An 18,651-nucleotide genomic window follows, 5' to 3' on the forward strand; every position below is an offset into this window, starting at 1 on the left:
ACAACCTCTTATTTTTTCACATATTCGGAAACATCATAATTTCCACCATTAGCATTATTAAACCATGAAACAAAGTTAAAGAAAGACTCGTATTCTCGGGCTTCTGTTAGATGGTTTTTTCTTAAAATATTTCCTACCTCACCGGAGTCTGCATATTTCGGTATATATACTGTGTATGGCAAATCATACTTATGTGCCGTAAACACCACCAAACCTCTAACATTTAAAGCAGATAGTGATTCAAGCTCTTCGTATGTCAATCCATCTCGTTCTTCAAGAAAAACAAATATATTATCAAAATTTATTCTTGATTTTCTTTCATTCCATTTATTTAATGCTTCTTCAGGTGTGGAATAATGAGTGAAATGCACAACTAAATCATCTAAATCTTGTGCACATAGTTTAGCGCATTGGCAAGTAAAATCCTTATGATTGAAAAATACTAAATTGCCTTTGTTATAAGCTTCAAGATGTTTAACATATTTTACAAAATCGGTTTGCGTCATCATAAGATTTACAGTCGGAGATAAAAACTTTAATCCTAAATCATGAAATAAAATGCCACCGATGCAATTTGGGCAAAGAAAAGAAACATTTTTGTTTTCTATTTTCTTTCTCATTTTATTTCTTCTGTGCTTAGCAACAAAGTTAAACTTATAAAATAAATCTGTAATTTTCAATCACTACATCCCCAAAAATTATAAATTTAATAACATTTCTTCAACAGCTTTTACTGTTTTTTCGGTACTGAAAGCTTTACCACGCTCTTTTGCTTTTGTGGCATAAGTTTCAAGCAAACCAGGCATTGTCAGCATTTTCTTGATGCCCTCATAAAGTGCATCTTCATTATTTTCTGTTACGATACCGTACTCGTTGTTTTCGCCGAGCATTTCCTTCATACCCGAAACTTCAACGGTAACAACAGGTGTACCAAGAATCAGTGCTTCGGTAGTAGCTGTACTGAACCCCTCAGCAAAAGATGTACAAACAAAAAGATCACTCTTTTTGATATATTTATACGGATTAGTATTGTAACCCAATAATTTACAACTTTTGTTCACTCCGTATTCATTGATAAAATTAAGAAGGTTATCTTTTTCAGAACCTCGTCCTAAAATTATAACCTTATTATCAATTGAGTTATCAAGCAGTCTTTTATGAACCCTTATCAATCGATCAAAACCCTTTGATTTTTTCAAAGTGCCAACTGCGACAATTGTTTTGCTGGATTCGTCAAAAACATAGTCATCTATCTTTTCATTCGATTTTTCTAAAATCTGATTTGTTTCGTTGGTATTATAAAGCACCTGAATCGGCTTTTTAAAATTCAGTATATCTGAAAAATCTCTCTTGACATATTCAGAAACACATACTGTCATATCATACTTGTTATAACATTTTTCCGCCTCTGAAAAACTTCTGAACGATGATGACAACTGAACTTTTGAATGCTGCTCAACATGAATCCAGCTGACAAGCTTTGTATTTAGGTTAGTGCAACCGCTTACAATTCGTGCGGTAGGACCTTCAAGGTAAGAAATGATTATGTCATATTTTTCCTTAATAAACTTTTTGTAAAGTTTTTCGGGTGAAAACAGGCATAAATACTTGCTGTTCCCTCTGAATTGTTTCTTGTAATAATACTTGAATTTAATATCTGATTTTAAAAACTGTTCGTTTACGCCACCCTTGAACAACACCTGAACAGAAATATCAAACTTGCTTCTATCCATATTATTCACAAGGTTTACAAGCACTTTTTCGGCTCCGCCTTGTCCCAAGGTTGGAATCAAAAATAATATTTTTTTCATTTTATACATCAATTTTATCTCGATTAAAATTTTATAAGTAAAATAAACAAACGCAAGAGCAATCATCTCAATTTTACTATTAAACAACTTTATAGCTAACAAAGCATATTAATTATTTTGCTTCTTTTTATGCAATATCATATAGATTTTTTCTGGTAAAAAGGCAATAAAAAGACTTTTTACAAATTCAACTGCTAAAAAAGGATAGAATTTTAATGGCATTCCTATCATTTTAAAGCCCATAAATTGGACATACACAGACCTAATTCTTGAAGATTTAGTTCTTCTATGATACGCATTCCTATCATCCCTCATCTTATATAACGGAATCTGGAGGTTATAACCACGATAACCCTTTGCGTATAGTTTGTACCACAAATTGCAATCTTCATAACGCAAATATTTTTTATCCACTGTGTACCCACCCACTGTTAAATAAGCTTCTCGACGAATCATACAAGGAGCATGACAATGAAAAGGAGCATGAAAAATAAAATCAGAAATCTGAGGAACTTCTATAACTCTACATCTTCCCCAATCTCCCTTACTGTCAAAAAAAATCATAGGAGTACTTACAATCGCAAATTCTTTATTGTGTTCTAAAAAGTCAACTTCTTTTTGAAGACGGTCTGGCAACGAAATATCATCTCCATCCATTCTTGCAATATAGTCACCTTCCGCAACATTCAAACAACGATTTAGGGTATAATTAAGTCCCATATTTTTTTCATTATATAAAATTTTGATTTTATTAGGATAAAGCGCACAATACTTTTCAGCTATATTAACAGTATCATCTGTAGAACCATCATCGCACATAACTATTTCCCAGTTTGTGTAAGTTTGGTTAATAAGCGATTCAATAGCTTCATCCAGTGTTTCTGAGCAATTATAAATCCCCATAATTATAGAAACTTTAGGGGGTATATTCATTTTTACCTACCTCTTAACTTATTCATTATAAACAAAAGAATATAGAACAAATTTATACTTCTGTTTCTTGCAAGTATAAAAAATATTTTCCATTTAAAGGAAAGATATTTAAAATCCAGTGCATTTAAAGAAGAAACATAATGATCCATAGACAATATTTTCTTTAGTTCGCTTTTTTTATATGATATTTTATTTTTTTATCTTCAGCTAAATTAATTCCTAAGCCGATTAATCCTAAACATATTCTGTTGTTTAAAGCCAAATTATAATTCGAATTTAAGTTATTTATTTTTATAAATTGTTCAATCTTAGTGTATAACTCTAGCCACTGATGTACCCGCGCAAATTTATACGAGTGTGTAATGGATTTTAAATTATCTTTTCTATAATGGTAAAAAACACTAGAAATATAAACTGTTTTATTTACTTTATTAAAAGCCTCTATATTAAATAATGCATCTTCTGTTCCAATTTCATTGATATCAACAAATCTCACATTATTAATCGCACTTTGTTTATACAATTTTCCCCAGACAGTTACCACACTATCTAAAGCATGTGGCATAAACAATTCCTCGTTAATCGGGCCAACCATACGTCTTCTTAATTCTTCAATGTTTGTTTCATCCCAAACAATGTCCTTATTTTCAAAAAACAAGTTTACTTTGCTATTAAGAGGATATTCGCTAATATAAGGCCACATAACAACATCTGCATCATGTTTAATCATAGTGTCTAGTGCAATTTTACATGTTTCTAAGTCAAGCCAATCGTCACTGTCAATAAATAAAATATACTCACCGCTTGCATTGTCTAAACCTAAATTTCTTGCCGATGATACACCTTGATTCACTTGAGAAATAATTCTTATTCTTTTATCATTTTCTGCAATTTTTTCAGCTATAGCAATAGAATTATCCGTACTACCATCATCAATAATGATTATTTCTAAATTATTATATGTTTGATTCACAATAGAATTTAGGCATTTTTCAATATAATTTTCAACATTATATACTGGAATTATTACACTAATAATTTTATTCAAATTACTCATCCTCCCTAATTCGCTATAAAATCATCATATAATTCATTGTTTTAATTGTCATTTAATCATATTATTTTTCGTACTTTATAGCCCACTGTTTACATTTACAACAACAAAATTTCAAATAATAACTTCCGTCAACAATTAAAATGATCCAAAATAATCACTGTGATAGTATGTCGGACCAGTCAAGTAATAATAAACTAAGAGTACTATAACATAAATCCAACACACATATTTCCTATTATTTTCATTAAAACATATCCTTAACAAAACAGGAATCAAAATCAAATCGTATAATTCACTGTAAATCGGAAGCCTACCGATAAAGATACCGCTGGTAACCATACCTACAAGATAAATTGATGCCGTACATACTGACAAGTTTACACACAAAGAAAGCACCGGCATTTTTTCGTAATATTTGCTTAACTTTTCCCGATAAACAAAAGCTACAATCGGTGGAACAGCATAGAATAAAACTCTCAACGGATTAACGCCGTCATCTTCTTCAAAATATATACTTATATCATTTTCATAAGATGTGCCTTGAGCAAATTCATCAACCTTGCCAAAAAACGGCTCGGCAAAAACAGTAATCAATACCATTACAAAAATAAAAAGCCAAACTAACTTGCTCCAAGGTTTTAACCTGGCAATAAAGTAAATCGGTATTAAGAAAATTGCTGTGGAATGGATAAATATCAAAATTGCTACCATAGTCAAGAATTTAAAAAACTTGCCGGTAATAATAAAATCACAGCACAAAAATGACACGGCAACACAAATAAACTGTCTCATTCCGTTGAGCATATAACCCGAATAACACAGGAATGCCAAAAACAAAAACGAAGCCAAAAAGAAATCTGCATTCATACAATATTTTCTCAATGTTATCATTACACACACACCTGAGAAAATCGCAATTGAACTCAGCCAAAGCGTGTAATTATCTGAGATAAAACACTTAAAGAAAATGCTGTATGCATTAAAGAGAACTCCCTTGCCCTCGGAAGACCATGGATCCCAATTCAATTTTGAAAACTCTTCCGAAAAGTTTGTTGAATAGTTATTAAAAGCTGCAACATATGCGGTTGTATCAGCAACATAGTGCCTCATTGATGCCCAAAATAAGAAATAACCGAAAACTAAAAATGCATAAACCCACGGAACTCTTCTTTGTATTCCCTGTTGTAAATTATAATCGGTAAGCGCTATCTCTTCTTTATGAGTGATATCATACAAAATATATATCAAAAAAGTCCAAAATATCATGGACCAGTAAATTATCATTAAATCACACCTAAAAAATCTATATTAATTACAAACCTAAAGCCTTTATTGTATCGTTTACAACGATTTTTTTATCAAATTCGTCCACCATTTTTTGTCGGGCGTATTTACCCATAACTTCTCGTTTTGAAATATCTGTTTCAAGAAAAGCTTTCATTTTTTCATAAAGGCTGTCAACGCTTTTAGGTTCACAAAGCCAGCCTGTATATTCATTTTCCACCGACTCTCTGCAGCCCGGAATATCAGTGGTAATGACAGGTCTGCCTGTTGCCGAAGCTTCGAGATTTACATTACTCATACCCTCGTGATAGCTCGGCATTACAACACAATCGGCGGTCGCATAGTAAGGTCTTGGTTCTTCCTGAAATCCGTGGAATTTTACAACGCCCTTACTTTCAAGTAACTCAACTCTTTCCTTGCATTCATCTTCAAAAAAGCCTACAAGGTCAAGTACAAATTTATAGCCGTCATCGTGAAGCTTCTCAGCCGCAGAAAACAATTCATCCATGCCCTTTTCCTTCATGATTCTGCCAAGATACAAAAAATGCGGCGGATCACTTTTTGGGTAAGGCTTGCACTCATAAATTTCAAGATTGATTCCTGCGCCGTTCAAAATAGTTTCTTTCTCGACAGAAATAATCTTTCTGTCAACAAATTCATCTGCATTAACCTGATTTTCAAAAAATACCGTTTTTACCTTTTTAAAGGCTGTTTTATAAAGAACTGTCGCAAACTGAGCAAGTCCGGGCTTTTGAAATGCCGTTCCTAATCCCTGAACATTCGCATAAAACGGAATATTTAACTTTTCACACATCAATCCACCGTAAACATTTGGTTTGATAGAGTATGTAATTACCAAATCAGAGTTTTCTTCCTGTAATATTTTTTTATAAAATTTCATAAGTGAAAAATCGTGAATCGGATTAACCCCTCTGCGCTCCATCTTAGTTTCAATACAACGCAATCCCATATTGATGAAATCCTCATGATGTCCTACAAAAGGCATACTAAGAACAACATCATAATTTTTCATAAGTTCTTCAATCAATTCTTTTCTGAAACGATACAGCATATAAGAGTGATTAGTAAGAATCATAACTTTTTTACGATTATTCTTCATCTGCAATTGCTCCTGTTCCGCCCTCAACTACACCATCATGCTTAAACACACTTACAACTGTCATAAAAAGACATTTTACATCAAAGACAAAACTGACATTATCACGATAAATCTTATCCATCTGAACTTTTTCAGGGATAGGAAGCTCATCTCTGCCGTTAATCTGCGCCCAACCCGTCAAGCCGGGTTTTAAATCATTTATACCGTACTCATCTCTTTCAGAAATCAAATCATCCTGATTCCAAAGTGCAGGTCTTGGACCGATAACCGACATATCGCCCTTAAAAATATTAAAAATCTGAGGCAATTCGTCAAGACTTGTCTTTCTTAAAAACGCACCCACCTTAGTTATATACTGTTCAGGATTTTTAAGAAGATGTGTAAGACAATCCTTGGGAGTATCAATTCTCATTGTGCGGAATTTCAGAATATTGAAATATTTTTTGTTTTTTCCTATTCTTTTCTGCCTAAAAAAACAGGACCTTCGCTCGTGCATTTTATTATGGCACATATCGGAAGGTAAAGTACTGACAGACACATTATCGCTGCAAGTGAACAGATAATATCAAGCATTCTTTTCACAATTCTGTTATAAAACGACATTTTTCTGTCTTTCATATTTAATACTCCTCAACCCAAAACTAACTTACGCAATACATCTATAGAATTATGCCACAGAAAGCATCAATAAGCAATAAAAGAGGAGAATACGGAAAAAAACAATTGAAAAAAGTGTTTTTTAACAAAATATAGGTATAATTACGCAAGATTTTTGTCATAGATATGATTTATTTTCACTAAAGTGATAATCAAATATAGTCTGTTTTGGTTATTTTGTGCAAAATTTGTCACAGAATATAATAAAACGCCGCAAAGCAGAGCGAGAAATCTATGGCGTATTTCAGGTAAAAAAGCACTATATAATCCGCTATATTCACTGCACAGCGATCCTCTGCACGGCAACCTGAAAGCTTACATATACACAGTGCTAAACCACTCTGCAACTGTCTTTTAGAAGTTAATCATCTGGCAAGTATCTGATATCTGAAATTGTTCACAGACTTGTTGAAATGTGGGATTAATTATGATAAACTGACAATATAAGTCAGAGTACGATATAATTTGAGGTAGACACATAAAAATTTCAGAATGCACACTTTCAAAGGAAACACAAGACCTTTTATACAGATATTTTGCGGCTGCGGCAAATCTTTACGGAGTTATCGAAATCGGCAAACTTCTTAAAATTTACAACAGCCAGAACGAGCCTGTGAGCGAGGAAGATTTTCTGTCATTTGTTGAAAATATGAATTTTAAGGGAAAGTATTTTTGTGTGTTTAATCAGGACGATATTTACGATGACGGCTCAGAAACCCTTGCTCTTGAACAGGAAATTCTTGCAGAATATCTTTACTTTTTTGAAGTTGATGATGATAGTCTTGATAAATACGAAATGCTGAAATATCGTCAAATCGGAAAGAAATTTTGCGTTCTTGACAAAGAGCAATTTCTCAGGTATGAAGATGACTGTTATTTTAAAAAGACTCCCGATTTTCTTGAAATGCGTTCGTTTTTAAGAAATGAAACAGGACTTTCAAAAGAGGACGCAGACGATTATGCGAACGATATTATGATTTGTTTTGAAGCTCAACCCGACAATTCCGAAGAATCTGTATACGAAGTAATCATGGGAAGCGGAATCTACAACCGTGATGATATCGCATTCAGCCACCGAAAGCTTGAATATTTGTGTCAAAAAGTCATGTACACAAGTGCCAGACTCCATGTTCTGCTCGGACACACTCCCGAAGAAATTTTCGGTTAATAGGTAAAATTGCATATTATAGCGACAATTCAAAATTATTTTGAGGGGAACATATAGATGAATAGTGAAAATACAGCAACACACAAAATAACATATTCAAATATAGATATTGCAAAATTTATAGCGGCATATTACGGCAAATCGGGAGGAATTTTGTTATGATAAGGATAATGTTTGTGTGCCATGGGATGACTCACGAACGCTTTATAAACCGCAATATTCCTTTGTAAATCTCGGCAAATCACGGTCAGTTAAAAAGTATAAAACTACCAAAAGACTACTTTTCAACAGTTTTAAAATCAGCTTTTATGCCCTTATCGTTAATAGGGTTAAAACGGACAATATATTGCAGAGTTATCGTTAAAAGGTTGTAGGCACCCCATAAAATTCTGTGTAAATAATAATCCTTCAAGCAATAACAAAACAGCGGATTGCGGTGTAATCAGGCTTTCTGATTTGCCCCGTGTCAACTTTTCTTTCCTGTCTGCAAAATGTTATGCACGCCTTGCGTGAATAACATTTTGCAGACAGGGAATTCTATTCTCAGGGGCAAATTAAGCCGGTATTCTGTCCTCAAATATTATTGATAACTGGCTCAAAATTATGTCCCAGTTTCGACATCTTTGTGTCCAGCGTTCGACAATCTTTTGCGACGCTAAATACAACATTTTGCGCAGGCTGTCATCATTCGTGAATGACGGCTTGTTCTTCGTAATCTGCCTGAACTGACGGTTCAAACCTTCGATAATATTCGTTGTATATATTATCTTCCGAACCTCGGGCGGATATGCGAAGAATGTGGATAGAATATCCCAATTTTCCTCCCAACTTTTCACGCAGGAGGGATAAGTTTTGCCCCACTTGTCCTTGAACAAAATCAGGTTGTTCATAGCTTCTTCCTCGCTGATAGCTTGATATACTTTCTTGAGGTCAACCATCAGCTCCTTGATGTGTTTGTAGCTTACAAATCTTGTGCTTGAGCGTATCTGATGAATGATGCAACGCTGAATTTGTGCATTTGGAAAAGCAGCTTCAATAGCTTGTCTGAAACCTGTCAGACCGTCCACGCAGAACAGAAATACATCCTTAATTCCACGGGTTTTGAGCTCGTTCAACACATTCAACCAAAATTTACTGCTCTCATTTTCGCCAATCCATATGCCGAGAATATCTTTCTGACCGTCAAGATTGATGCCCAGAACTACATACGCAGCCTTCGTGATATACTGATGATTTTCCTTGACCTTGTAATGAATTACATCCATAAACACAAACGGATATACAGCTTCAAGAGGTCGGTTTTGCCATGCAGTCACATCGGGCATAATCTTCTCGCTGATTTTGCTGACAAGCTCAGGCGAGATTTCAACATCATAAAGATTTTTGATTTGCTCTGCAATGTCACGCTGGCTCATTCCACAAGCGTAGAGCGAGAGGATTTTCTCTTCCATACCGTCAACATTACGATTATATTTGCCGATTATTTTAGGTTCATATTCGCCGTTTCTGTCCCTCGGAACTTTAATATCAAGCTCTCCCATCTGTGTTTTTATCGTCTTTTTTGAGTAGCCGTTTCTGTAATTTTTCGACTTATTGCTACATTCATTATTCGACATTCTTTCGCTTTTCTCGTAGCCGAGTTCATCTGCAAGCTCACATTCCATAACCTCCTGAAGAATGTCCTTGAACATATTTTTCATTGCTGTCATAACTTCATCTGTTGAGGTGAATTTCTGACTTCTTACGAATTCTCTCATCATTTCTGCCGGTGCTTTTGCCATTAAAAAAACTTCCTTTCAAGCTTTGATTTTTCTATTTCCATTATTGCTTGAAAGGAAGTCTATTATTCACTTTTACACAAACCTTTTCGGCGGTCTCGCTAAGCCGGGAGCCGTTTTTCTTTTTGAACTGTAAACCGTATCAATGCGGGAATCTCACTTTCTTTCGCCGCCTGAAACCATTTTGTCCATCGCTACCGCCGCAATAAGGACACCGGACGGACTACGTTGACCTTACACTCGCCAGAAACAGTACGCTTTTATCTTTATTAGGGCTGATTCCTATATGTGTTCCTTTAAATTCTTGACTTTCAAATTCAACTTTGATATCATCTAAATAGAGCATAGTTTTCTCTCCTTCATTGTTTGTCTCTTCAACTACAATTTTGGAGCTTCCTATGTTCTTTTTCAATATTTATTTTTAATTATCCCACATTTTTCTGTGATGAGGGTATTTTTTGTGGTCACTTTTTGAGGTCACATCATATATCGGTGCTTTTATTATATAATCAATTGTATAGTTGCTTGACCGTTGCAAACACACTCATAAATTTATTCTTCTTTTTCTGCCTTTTCTTGTTCTTCAAGGAAATTAATAAATTCATCTCTTTCAGGATTTGTATATCCTCTATATACAACATCATTAATTTCAGAATGGTTAAACATAAAATTAGATTTATCCCCCATAAATCCTTCAGGATATAACACTCCAATATAATCATAAACCTTTTCCAGTGTATCTACATTAGCAACTTTTATGCCTGTAATCATTAATTTTCTCAACCCCCCTCTTAAAATCACAACAGTTCCTATTGGTAATAATTCCTTATACATAATTTTTGATTCCTTTCTTAATAATTTCAATTTTAAGTTATTTCGTAAAACTATTTTGCAAATAATCCCAACCAGATGATAACCACTTTACAGTTGATATTGCCGGGGCTACTACAGCATCAGCTGAGATAGAACCTATCATGCCTATACCGGCTAAAGCAGATACACCAACTCGTTCTATTACACTATTGCCTTTGTTATCCGCAATTTCTTTCAATCCTTGAGAATGCTTAATGTAAAAACTAGAAATAGGATGATTCACCGCATAATTAGTCATTGGATCCACGGTAATATCCTTTATTCCTTCTGCAATTTGGTCGCTTTTACCCGATAAATCAAACAAAGCATCAGATAAACCAAGCGTTACAGTGCTAACTATAGATGTTAATCCTTTTACGCTAGCAGCCATACCAACATCGCCAATATCATTCATGCTTAGACTACCGTCTTGCGTTACTTCATGGTATTTGTTTACACCACCTATAACTGTATCAATTGAAACACCTACAATTGCTAATATAGTACCGGCTTTATCTATTATTTTTCCTCCTTTGACAGTATAATCCCATTGATAGCCCGTAAATGTTCTGGTAAGCTCTTTCGTTCCCCATTTTACTGTTATGGCAGCTTCACCAACATCTAATCCTGAATTTGTGTTTTCTAAAACCTGTACTACTTTTTGATATGTTTCACTGTTTTCATCCATAAACACTTTATATGTATCAATACTTTCCTTTGTAAATCCACATATGTTACCTATCAAAGAAACAAGACCCACCTTTCCTTGCCAAACTTTACCTAATCGACCAGCTTGATATGAGTTTAATGACTTTTCAAGATATTTATAGTATCCAGTCCAAGCCGAACCACTCACTTGAACAAGTCCCAGAGAACCGGATATTGCGTCTAATGTATCAGTGTAGTTAGTTGTATAAAAAGTGTGCAAGCCAGAAAAATAAGAAAACGCAGTCCCTGCTAAACCAAAATTATTAGAAGCAGTTTTATCATTTTTACCACATAATTTAGCAATAAATTTACTTGAGCTTCCATATATTTTTAGTAAAGCCCCTATAGTTTCATTGTCAGTTAGAATTTCATTTCTTTCAATGGGGATTGATTCGATATTTTCAAGTGTTTTATCAAGCGTAGAACTCATATACTCTGCTCTGAAACAACCGTTTTCCGGGCAAACTAACTGGCTCATTTCATATATGTACCTCTGCCAGCGTTGCAAAACCTGAGTAATATTAGATAATTTTGTTTGATAAGAACTGTCAACAGACATTACATCACTAAAAATTTTCTCAATAGTATCTTTTGTTGTATTGTTCTTATCAATAACTTTCTTATGATAAATATTAACATTATTAAGATAATTTTTAATATTAAGCTGTCCTATCCACGACTCAAAATCATACCATCTATCCCCTACCCAATCAGTAAAATCTGAAATTTTATCGTTCTCAACTTCTGTAACAAGCCCTAACATCCGAATTTTTGAATTATTAGAAAAATCTCTGTACATTTTATTTCACCGCCTTATTTGCCATCAATCTTTCCGGCCGCATTACTATCACTTGTAATGAAACTGGCTCTAATATTCTGCATAAAAGAAATCGTATTGGAAATCATATCACCAACATGTATATTCAAGGATTTATAAACACTTGCTATATTCTCAATTTCATTTACTGTTTTCCCACCACCAACCGTTGTTGGTGCAATAGTATTTATACCATCACAGGCGGACTTAAGTGATTGTAAGTTAGTAATTGCAGCATCAAGTTCAGATATTTTGATATTAATCTCTGACATAATATCACCACCAATCAAAATAAATACTGGTCTGCGTTATCAACGCTTGTAAGGAAATTATTGATTTGTATTTTAGCTACAGATGAAATATCACTAAATTGTTCAGATAACTTTTGTGCATAAGATATATAGACACTTAATGCTTTTGAAACTTCACCGCTAACAATAGCATTGGAATTTATTCCTTTTAGAATAACAACATAGTCAGAAATCAATTTATCCAATTGTTCTCCCTGTATCATAAAGTAGGTTTGCATGCTCTTACAATAATCATCATCAATAATAAGATCATTACTTGCCATATTAATTCCTCCTGTCATCTTGCATACCTTAATTGATTTTGCCAATATGTGATTCTACCTCTACGATAAGATAATTTGCTATTCGTATCGTTAATCTGCCATTGCAGCGAACTTTTTTCATTTCTACAGTTGTTTATGTTATTCTGGTTACTATTAACTTCATTACGCAAACCGTTAACTTCATTTTGTAAATTATTGATTTCGTTTCTTAAACTATTGATTTGACTCCTAAGATTATCAATCTCTCTCTGAATTGCATTTATTTTACTCTGAATTGTACTCATAGCAGATGTTAAGCCATTATATGCATTCCTATATTCTCCTCCGTATAACAGATTTCCCATCCCAGAAATATATGACGTAATAAACCTTAGGTTAAATTTTTGTGAAAAGTTTCTGCTAAATATACTTTGTCGCTGAGATTGTCTAATACCAAAATTATTTTGTAAAGCTTGATATTTACTTTTTAATCTATTTAATTCATTAATCTGGTTTTCAAGTTGTGAAGCTTGCGAATTAATCTGACTAATCTTACCGTTATCATGATTAATCTTACTATTATTGCTATTTATTTTATTATTAGCCGTATTAATCCTACCTTGTGACTGATTAATTCTACTATTCGCTTGATTTATTCTGCTATTAAGGCTATTTAAAGTATTTTGGTACTGTCTAACTAAATTTTCATTGTATCTAATATTATAATTAACTTGAGCTTTTGTGTATGCCATGCGACATCCTCCCAAACAACCGTATTATTTTGGCAACGGCAGATTTTAAGTATATTGTATTATCCGCCGCTGCCTCCATAAAACAGTAATTACTTTCTAAACTGACCAGCAATATTCTGATCGGTTTGCTCAACAATGTTAGCTGTTGACTTGAGTGCTGCAGAAATCTCATCAATAAGATCCTTTGCCTTAACAAAACCAGGGCGCAACTCCGCAAACTTTGTTGCATATGCTCTGCTGGCTTCACCTTCCCATTCAGACTGCAACTGAGTAAGCAATCTATCCATTGCATTAATGATATCCTGAAGGTTACCAGCCTGAGTTGTATACTGGCTTGCTCTTGTTCTCATCATTTCCGGAGTCATTCTAATCTGATTTGCCATTATTTTTCACCCCCTATAATTTGTTCTTGATATATAGTAAAATCGGCAGTTGCCAATCCACTATCTAAACATAGTTAATCGAAATCTGATTTAACTAATTTCAGCTTCACAACCATATTATCTAAAATATAATATGCGTCACCCATTTCCAGCTTTTTCTTATTAATTCTAAACTCTTCATATGGAACGTCAAATGGTTTTAGATTATTTAAATCTTCAAAGAAAATAATATGTTGTTGCTGCTTTACCAGTCTTAATGGTTCAGGTGAGTCAAAAGAAACAGTAGCGTTTATAAAGTTTGAGAAGACAATCGCAACATTCATTCCCTTGAACCTTGTAATTATATCCCTAAATTTTTCCATTGTATCCCAGTCATCATTAATTTTCTTAGCTAAATCATTATTCTGTATAATCAAGAGCAACAATTCGTTTGAATCACCGAAAGTTCCTGTTTCAACCATACTGTTGTACCTATTTTCAAGAATTGTATGCCACTTTTTAAGTATTTCTACTACGGTATCACAATCTAATGTGTATGTATCGACAATATCCTTATCTTTCAAATGGCTAAATTTTCTTGAAAAATCATCCAAAATCACAACTTTTGAAGGTGATTTTACCCTATTTTGCTCAAGAGAATCAATCATATAATTAATAAAGTTTTTGTGACCAGTGTTTTCTTTACCACATAATCCCATTATTCCTAATTGTGTAAGATTTAAGTAAAACGGAGATACATCAGCATAGGTCAATCCTATCGGCAAATTATAATCATTTGTTTTTGCACCAAATTCTTTGTGTAGCATATCACATGATAAAATCTGAGGTATACTCAGAATATGTTTAGCTTTTAAATCTTCAAACTTGGCATTAGAATCAGCAATAAATTTATGCATCTCATGCACTCTATCAATTTCCTTTTCCCCCTCAAAAGCCAAATAAGACTGACACTCCAAAACTCGTTTATCAGCTTCAACTATACATCTACCAGGTACTTCATCCGGAAAAATATCCGTACGATTAAATAAATTCACATATTCATTGACATCGTTACAGTTGAAAACAATTTTGTTAGCAAAATAGGTTATATATCTATATCCAATTCCTGAAGTTTGCGAATTTGTAATTATTGTTGTAATTCCAACAGAAATTCCTTCTCTGATAATATTCATCAAACTATCATCATCTTGTAAATATAACTCCAACAATGCTGTAAGATTATCAACCAGTAAATAAATACGAGGTATGTCTTTATATCCTGCTTCTAAGTAAGCGGAAAAGGAACTGACTCCTACTTCAACTAATTTATCTTTCCTAACAGCAATCTCTGTGTTCAAGAGCTTAAATAAGTTTTTTAACTTCTCATCTTCAGACGAGGTAACTACTCCTCCCACATGATTTAAGCTTTCAAAGTTAGTTAATACCATAGAACCAAAATCAATAATATATATATTTACCTCTTTTGGAGTAAAAGTATTAGCAAGTGTTCTAATCATACTTTGAAGTAAATTAGTTTTGCCATATTGAGATGAACCAATAATCAAAGTGTTTTTATTATTTATATCAACAAATGTTGATGCTTGAATTTGATTCTCTGGATCATCATAAACACCTATATCAAGCAAGCCATTAGCTATATCAACTTTTTGAGGATACGATATAATCTTTGGAAGTGGTGGAAGACAAATATTAGATAACTTTTTTATATTGTTGTCTTTACAAAATTCATCTACATACTTTACAATTGCATCTAATTGTGTGGTATTTATTCCTTTCTGCTTTTTCTTTTTTTGCGTATATATTGGTACTTTTCTGCCAGAATCATTGATTTGTCTTATAGTAAAATCTTTAGCATTAGTATTTATTGTTTTTGCTGGAGCACCGCTATAAGCAGACTGTAAAAGCTCAAATATTTCATTATTTCCTACCTGAAAATATGTTCTACCCGGTTCCTTAATTTCAGCGGCTAATGGAGATTTTAAAACTTCATTACTATCGTCTTGATTCTGAACCTTTAAGCACAATTTAAATCTTGAGTTACTCCAAATTTGGTCATCTACTTGTCCATGAGGCTTTTGCGTTGCTAGTATTAAATGAACACCTAAACTTCTTCCTATTCTCGATGCTGAAATTAATTCTTTCATAAAGTCGGGCTGTTCAGCTCTTAACTCAGCAAACTCATCAACAATTAAAACCAAATGAGGAATAGGTATATTTACTTCTCCTGATTTATACTTTTTTATGTATTTATCTATGTGATTAACACCGGCTTCAGAAAACAGCCTCTGCCTTTTTTGCAATTCAGCTCTTATTGATTTTAATGAACGGTCAATTTCTTTTCCATCAATATTGGTTATCGCTCCCAATAAATGTGGCAGATTTCTGAATTGATTTACCATCCCACCACCCTTAAAATCAATAATTACAAACGCCACTTCATATGGATGGTATAAAGTAGAAATCGATAAAATATATGTTTGTAATAATTCTGATTTACCAGAACCAGTTGTACCGGCAACCAAACCATGCGGGCCATGTGCTTTATCATGCAAATCCAAATATACTAAACCACTTCTTGTAACACCTATAGGAGCAGCCATTGATTGATATACTTTTGATGAATTCCATCTTGACTCCAAATCAATATCAGTCGCATCAAATATATTAAACATTTCAAATAGAGAAATATTCTTAGTTAAAGCACCTTCAAGAGAAATTTCTTCTGTATAAACAGGAGCTAATACTTCAACCATTTTTTTCGCTGTTGCATCATCAATAGTCTCATATTCAAAATCAGTTACTTCTTCTTTATTTTCAGCAGAAACAACTCTGCCTTTTGTTGCTGAATCTACAAATATAAAAGAATCGCATCCTAACGGCACATTGCCCTTTGCATCGCTCATAAAAACAAAAGTTATGTTAAGTTCTTTGGCTTTACTAATGAACTTTGATATAGGATGATTCTGAAAGCCGTATTCATCATAAAAAAATACAACTATTCTTTCATAATCTTTCTCATTTTGATATCCTTTTTCGTTTTCACGAAAAGACATTTCTTTGAAAAGATAATCAAAAATTCTGTTTTTACTATCTTCATCAACAACAATGTTTTTTGCATCAATTACTTCATTTTTTACATGAGGAAGAAATCGTAGCCACTGAATTCTTTCTTTATGGTGTTTTTCAGATATAAAAAATAATTTTACATCGCTAGGGTAATGCCGAATGCAAATATCTATAACAATATTTTTGAATATTGAATACCTGTTTGATTCTTTACCGATAATTCCTATACAATTACATTTTGTAAAGTCACATACAACAGGCGCATCAGGCAACATTTCATATTTCTGGAATAACTTCTGGGGTATTAACTGTAAATCATCCTCAATTTCTAATTTTTCCTGCTTTTTATATTTTATTTTTCTAATGGCTTTCACACTGCCGATTCCTAATCTAGCATTGAGAAAATCATCATCTTCAGGGACTCTGTCAAAAAGTTCTTCAGAAAAGCAGAAAAGTCTTTGCTGTTCTTTTTTGGTATCAATAAAGAGTTCTTCCAGCTGTCTTCTTTCTTGATTTCTTGATTCTATGATTTCCTTATCTTTATTTTCTGAATACTTTGTGTATTTGTCGATTCTATCTTGAATCTCTTTTTTGAAATCTTTTTTATTTTGGACCAAGTTAACTACTGTTGTCAAAATAGCCATACCACCGGTAATAACGCTGAAAACAATCATATTAGAGCCACCCGCTAAAGCCATAAAGCCGGACGACATTAACATTCCCATAGATGGTAACAAACTGGTTAATATGTTATCACGATTTTTCTTCGGTTTGGAGGGTGGATCAAGTATTTCAATCTCATCATCATTTAATACACTCTTTAATCTGGTATTTCTTTGAAATTTGGGATAATTGACAGGAATGGGATTATCGCTAAAAGTTAGGCCGTTCACTGTTATATCTTCCCTAATTTCTGTCCAGATTTTTCTATCTTTGTAATAAAAAACAAAATCTGAAATAGAAAAAAAATCCCCATCTTTTATAGTGCATTTTGATATAGTCTTAGTACCATTTAAATAGAATCCGTAGGTTGTATTAATTATGTTAACAGAAAAACCTTTTTCATTTCTCTGAAATTCAAACAAATCATTATTTACATAATGACCTTTTAAACTAATTTGGCACGAATGGTTAGTACCAATTTTTATATTTGAACAATTTGATACATTTATTATGCGTTCGTAGTTCTTACTTTCATTATCAAAATCTATCAAAAATTCAATATTGAATGCTTCAACATCAGAATCCTGATACTTCACACTCAGAACATCACCGTGCTTCACGGATTTGTTCAACAGTTTTCTGACATCGCCAACATTCAAAAACAAGTTATCAGAACATGTTACAATCCATAAATCACCTTGTTTTGAAAAAGTTAATAAAAACTCCTCAAAAAACAAATCCTTATGTAATCTAACATTGCATTCCAAAGATGTTCCCACTGTGAGTTTTAAGACATTATCTTGAATTTCAATTTCTTTATAAACATTTTGGTTAGACAGTATTATCTTATATCTATTCACCGTTTTATCTCCTACCCATTAAAACTTATCAAACTTCCATCTCTTATTCCGAATTCATTAAGGCTCTTATCTCCGCGAATTAAGGCTATAGGATGCTCAGAAGATAAATAGCATTCCTTAATATTAGACACATCTATTCCTAATTTAAATGCAGAATTCAACGCAATGACTAAATCATTAGCTGAAATA

General features: G+C 33.1%; 17 protein-coding genes. 1 reads left to right on the plus strand and 16 read right to left on the minus strand.

What is annotated here, in order from left to right:
- Positions 1-8: 8 nt before the first annotated feature.
- The 8 genes from AC2HW8_RS00120 to AC2HW8_RS00155 all read right to left on the minus strand — a co-directional run bounded on the left by AC2HW8_RS00120 (position 9) and on the right by AC2HW8_RS00155 (position 6,823).
- Positions 9-680 carry a DUF1919 domain-containing protein gene (locus AC2HW8_RS00120; protein ID WP_412961867.1) on the minus strand — a complete coding sequence of 224 codons (672 nt, stop codon included), beginning with the start codon at positions 678-680 and terminating at the stop codon, positions 9-11.
- Between the two features lie 18 nt (positions 681-698).
- Positions 699-1,811 carry a glycosyltransferase gene (locus tag AC2HW8_RS00125; RefSeq protein ID WP_412961869.1) on the minus strand — a complete coding sequence of 371 codons (1,113 nt, stop codon included), beginning with the start codon at positions 1,809-1,811 and terminating at the stop codon, positions 699-701.
- A 108-nt stretch (positions 1,812-1,919) separates the two neighbouring features.
- On the minus strand, positions 1,920-2,744 hold the full coding sequence (locus AC2HW8_RS00130) for a glycosyltransferase family 2 protein (RefSeq protein ID WP_412961871.1): 825 nt from the start codon (positions 2,742-2,744) through the stop codon (positions 1,920-1,922).
- Positions 2,745-2,907: 163 nt separating this feature from the next.
- The gene (locus AC2HW8_RS00135; protein ID WP_412961873.1) at positions 2,908-3,792 is read right to left on the minus strand and encodes a glycosyltransferase; all 885 of its coding nucleotides are present in this window, start codon (positions 3,790-3,792) and stop codon (positions 2,908-2,910) included.
- 144 nt (positions 3,793-3,936) lie between these two features.
- Positions 3,937-5,085: an EpsG family protein gene (locus AC2HW8_RS00140; protein ID WP_484326979.1), complete on the minus strand. Its 1,149-nt coding sequence runs from the start codon at positions 5,083-5,085 to the stop codon at positions 3,937-3,939.
- A gap of 28 nt (positions 5,086-5,113) precedes the next feature.
- The gene (locus AC2HW8_RS00145) at positions 5,114-6,205 is read right to left on the minus strand and encodes a glycosyltransferase family 4 protein (RefSeq protein ID WP_484326980.1); all 1,092 of its coding nucleotides are present in this window, start codon (positions 6,203-6,205) and stop codon (positions 5,114-5,116) included.
- Positions 6,195-6,716 (minus strand): sugar transferase, encoded by a 522-nt coding sequence (locus tag AC2HW8_RS00150; protein ID WP_337806451.1) that lies wholly within the window; start codon positions 6,714-6,716, stop codon positions 6,195-6,197. Before AC2HW8_RS00150 ends, AC2HW8_RS00145 begins: the two co-directional genes overlap by 11 nt.
- Positions 6,659-6,823 carry a sugar transferase gene (locus AC2HW8_RS00155; protein ID WP_015523558.1) on the minus strand — a complete coding sequence of 55 codons (165 nt, stop codon included), beginning with the start codon at positions 6,821-6,823 and terminating at the stop codon, positions 6,659-6,661. Before AC2HW8_RS00155 ends, AC2HW8_RS00150 begins: the two co-directional genes overlap by 58 nt.
- Before the next feature lie 652 nt (positions 6,824-7,475).
- On the opposite strand from AC2HW8_RS00155, the gene AC2HW8_RS00160 reads away from it, so the two are divergent.
- The gene (locus AC2HW8_RS00160) at positions 7,476-8,030 is read left to right on the plus strand and encodes a hypothetical protein (protein WP_296666239.1); all 555 of its coding nucleotides are present in this window, start codon (positions 7,476-7,478) and stop codon (positions 8,028-8,030) included.
- 554 nt (positions 8,031-8,584) lie between these two features.
- Here AC2HW8_RS00160 and AC2HW8_RS00165 read toward each other — a convergent pair.
- The 8 genes from AC2HW8_RS00165 to essC all read right to left on the minus strand — a co-directional run bounded on the left by AC2HW8_RS00165 (position 8,585) and on the right by essC (position 18,462).
- Positions 8,585-9,811 carry an IS256 family transposase gene (locus AC2HW8_RS00165; RefSeq protein ID WP_412961876.1) on the minus strand — a complete coding sequence of 409 codons (1,227 nt, stop codon included), beginning with the start codon at positions 9,809-9,811 and terminating at the stop codon, positions 8,585-8,587.
- A 549-nt stretch (positions 9,812-10,360) separates the two neighbouring features.
- Complete coding sequence (locus AC2HW8_RS00170) at positions 10,361-10,642, minus strand: DUF4176 domain-containing protein (protein WP_195231076.1); 282 nt, start codon at positions 10,640-10,642, stop codon at positions 10,361-10,363.
- A 37-nt stretch (positions 10,643-10,679) separates the two neighbouring features.
- Complete coding sequence (locus AC2HW8_RS00175) at positions 10,680-12,167, minus strand: hypothetical protein (protein WP_412961881.1); 1,488 nt, start codon at positions 12,165-12,167, stop codon at positions 10,680-10,682.
- A gap of 14 nt (positions 12,168-12,181) precedes the next feature.
- Entirely contained in the window at positions 12,182-12,457 is a 276-nt protein-coding gene (locus AC2HW8_RS00180; protein ID WP_412961883.1) for a hypothetical protein, read from the minus strand.
- Positions 12,458-12,471: 14 nt separating this feature from the next.
- Complete coding sequence (locus AC2HW8_RS00185; RefSeq protein ID WP_195231089.1) at positions 12,472-12,759, minus strand: hypothetical protein; 288 nt, start codon at positions 12,757-12,759, stop codon at positions 12,472-12,474.
- Positions 12,760-12,773: 14 nt separating this feature from the next.
- Entirely contained in the window at positions 12,774-13,490 is a 717-nt protein-coding gene (locus AC2HW8_RS00190) for a coiled-coil domain-containing protein (protein WP_195231091.1), read from the minus strand.
- Between the two features lie 89 nt (positions 13,491-13,579).
- The gene (locus AC2HW8_RS00195; RefSeq protein WP_412961885.1) at positions 13,580-13,873 is read right to left on the minus strand and encodes a WXG100 family type VII secretion target; all 294 of its coding nucleotides are present in this window, start codon (positions 13,871-13,873) and stop codon (positions 13,580-13,582) included.
- Positions 13,874-13,947: 74 nt separating this feature from the next.
- The gene (gene essC, locus AC2HW8_RS00200) at positions 13,948-18,462 is read right to left on the minus strand and encodes a type VII secretion protein EssC (RefSeq protein WP_412961887.1); all 4,515 of its coding nucleotides are present in this window, start codon (positions 18,460-18,462) and stop codon (positions 13,948-13,950) included.
- Positions 18,463-18,651: the final 189 nt, after the last annotated feature.

It is taken from the genome of Ruminococcoides sp. (genome assembly GCF_057037865.1).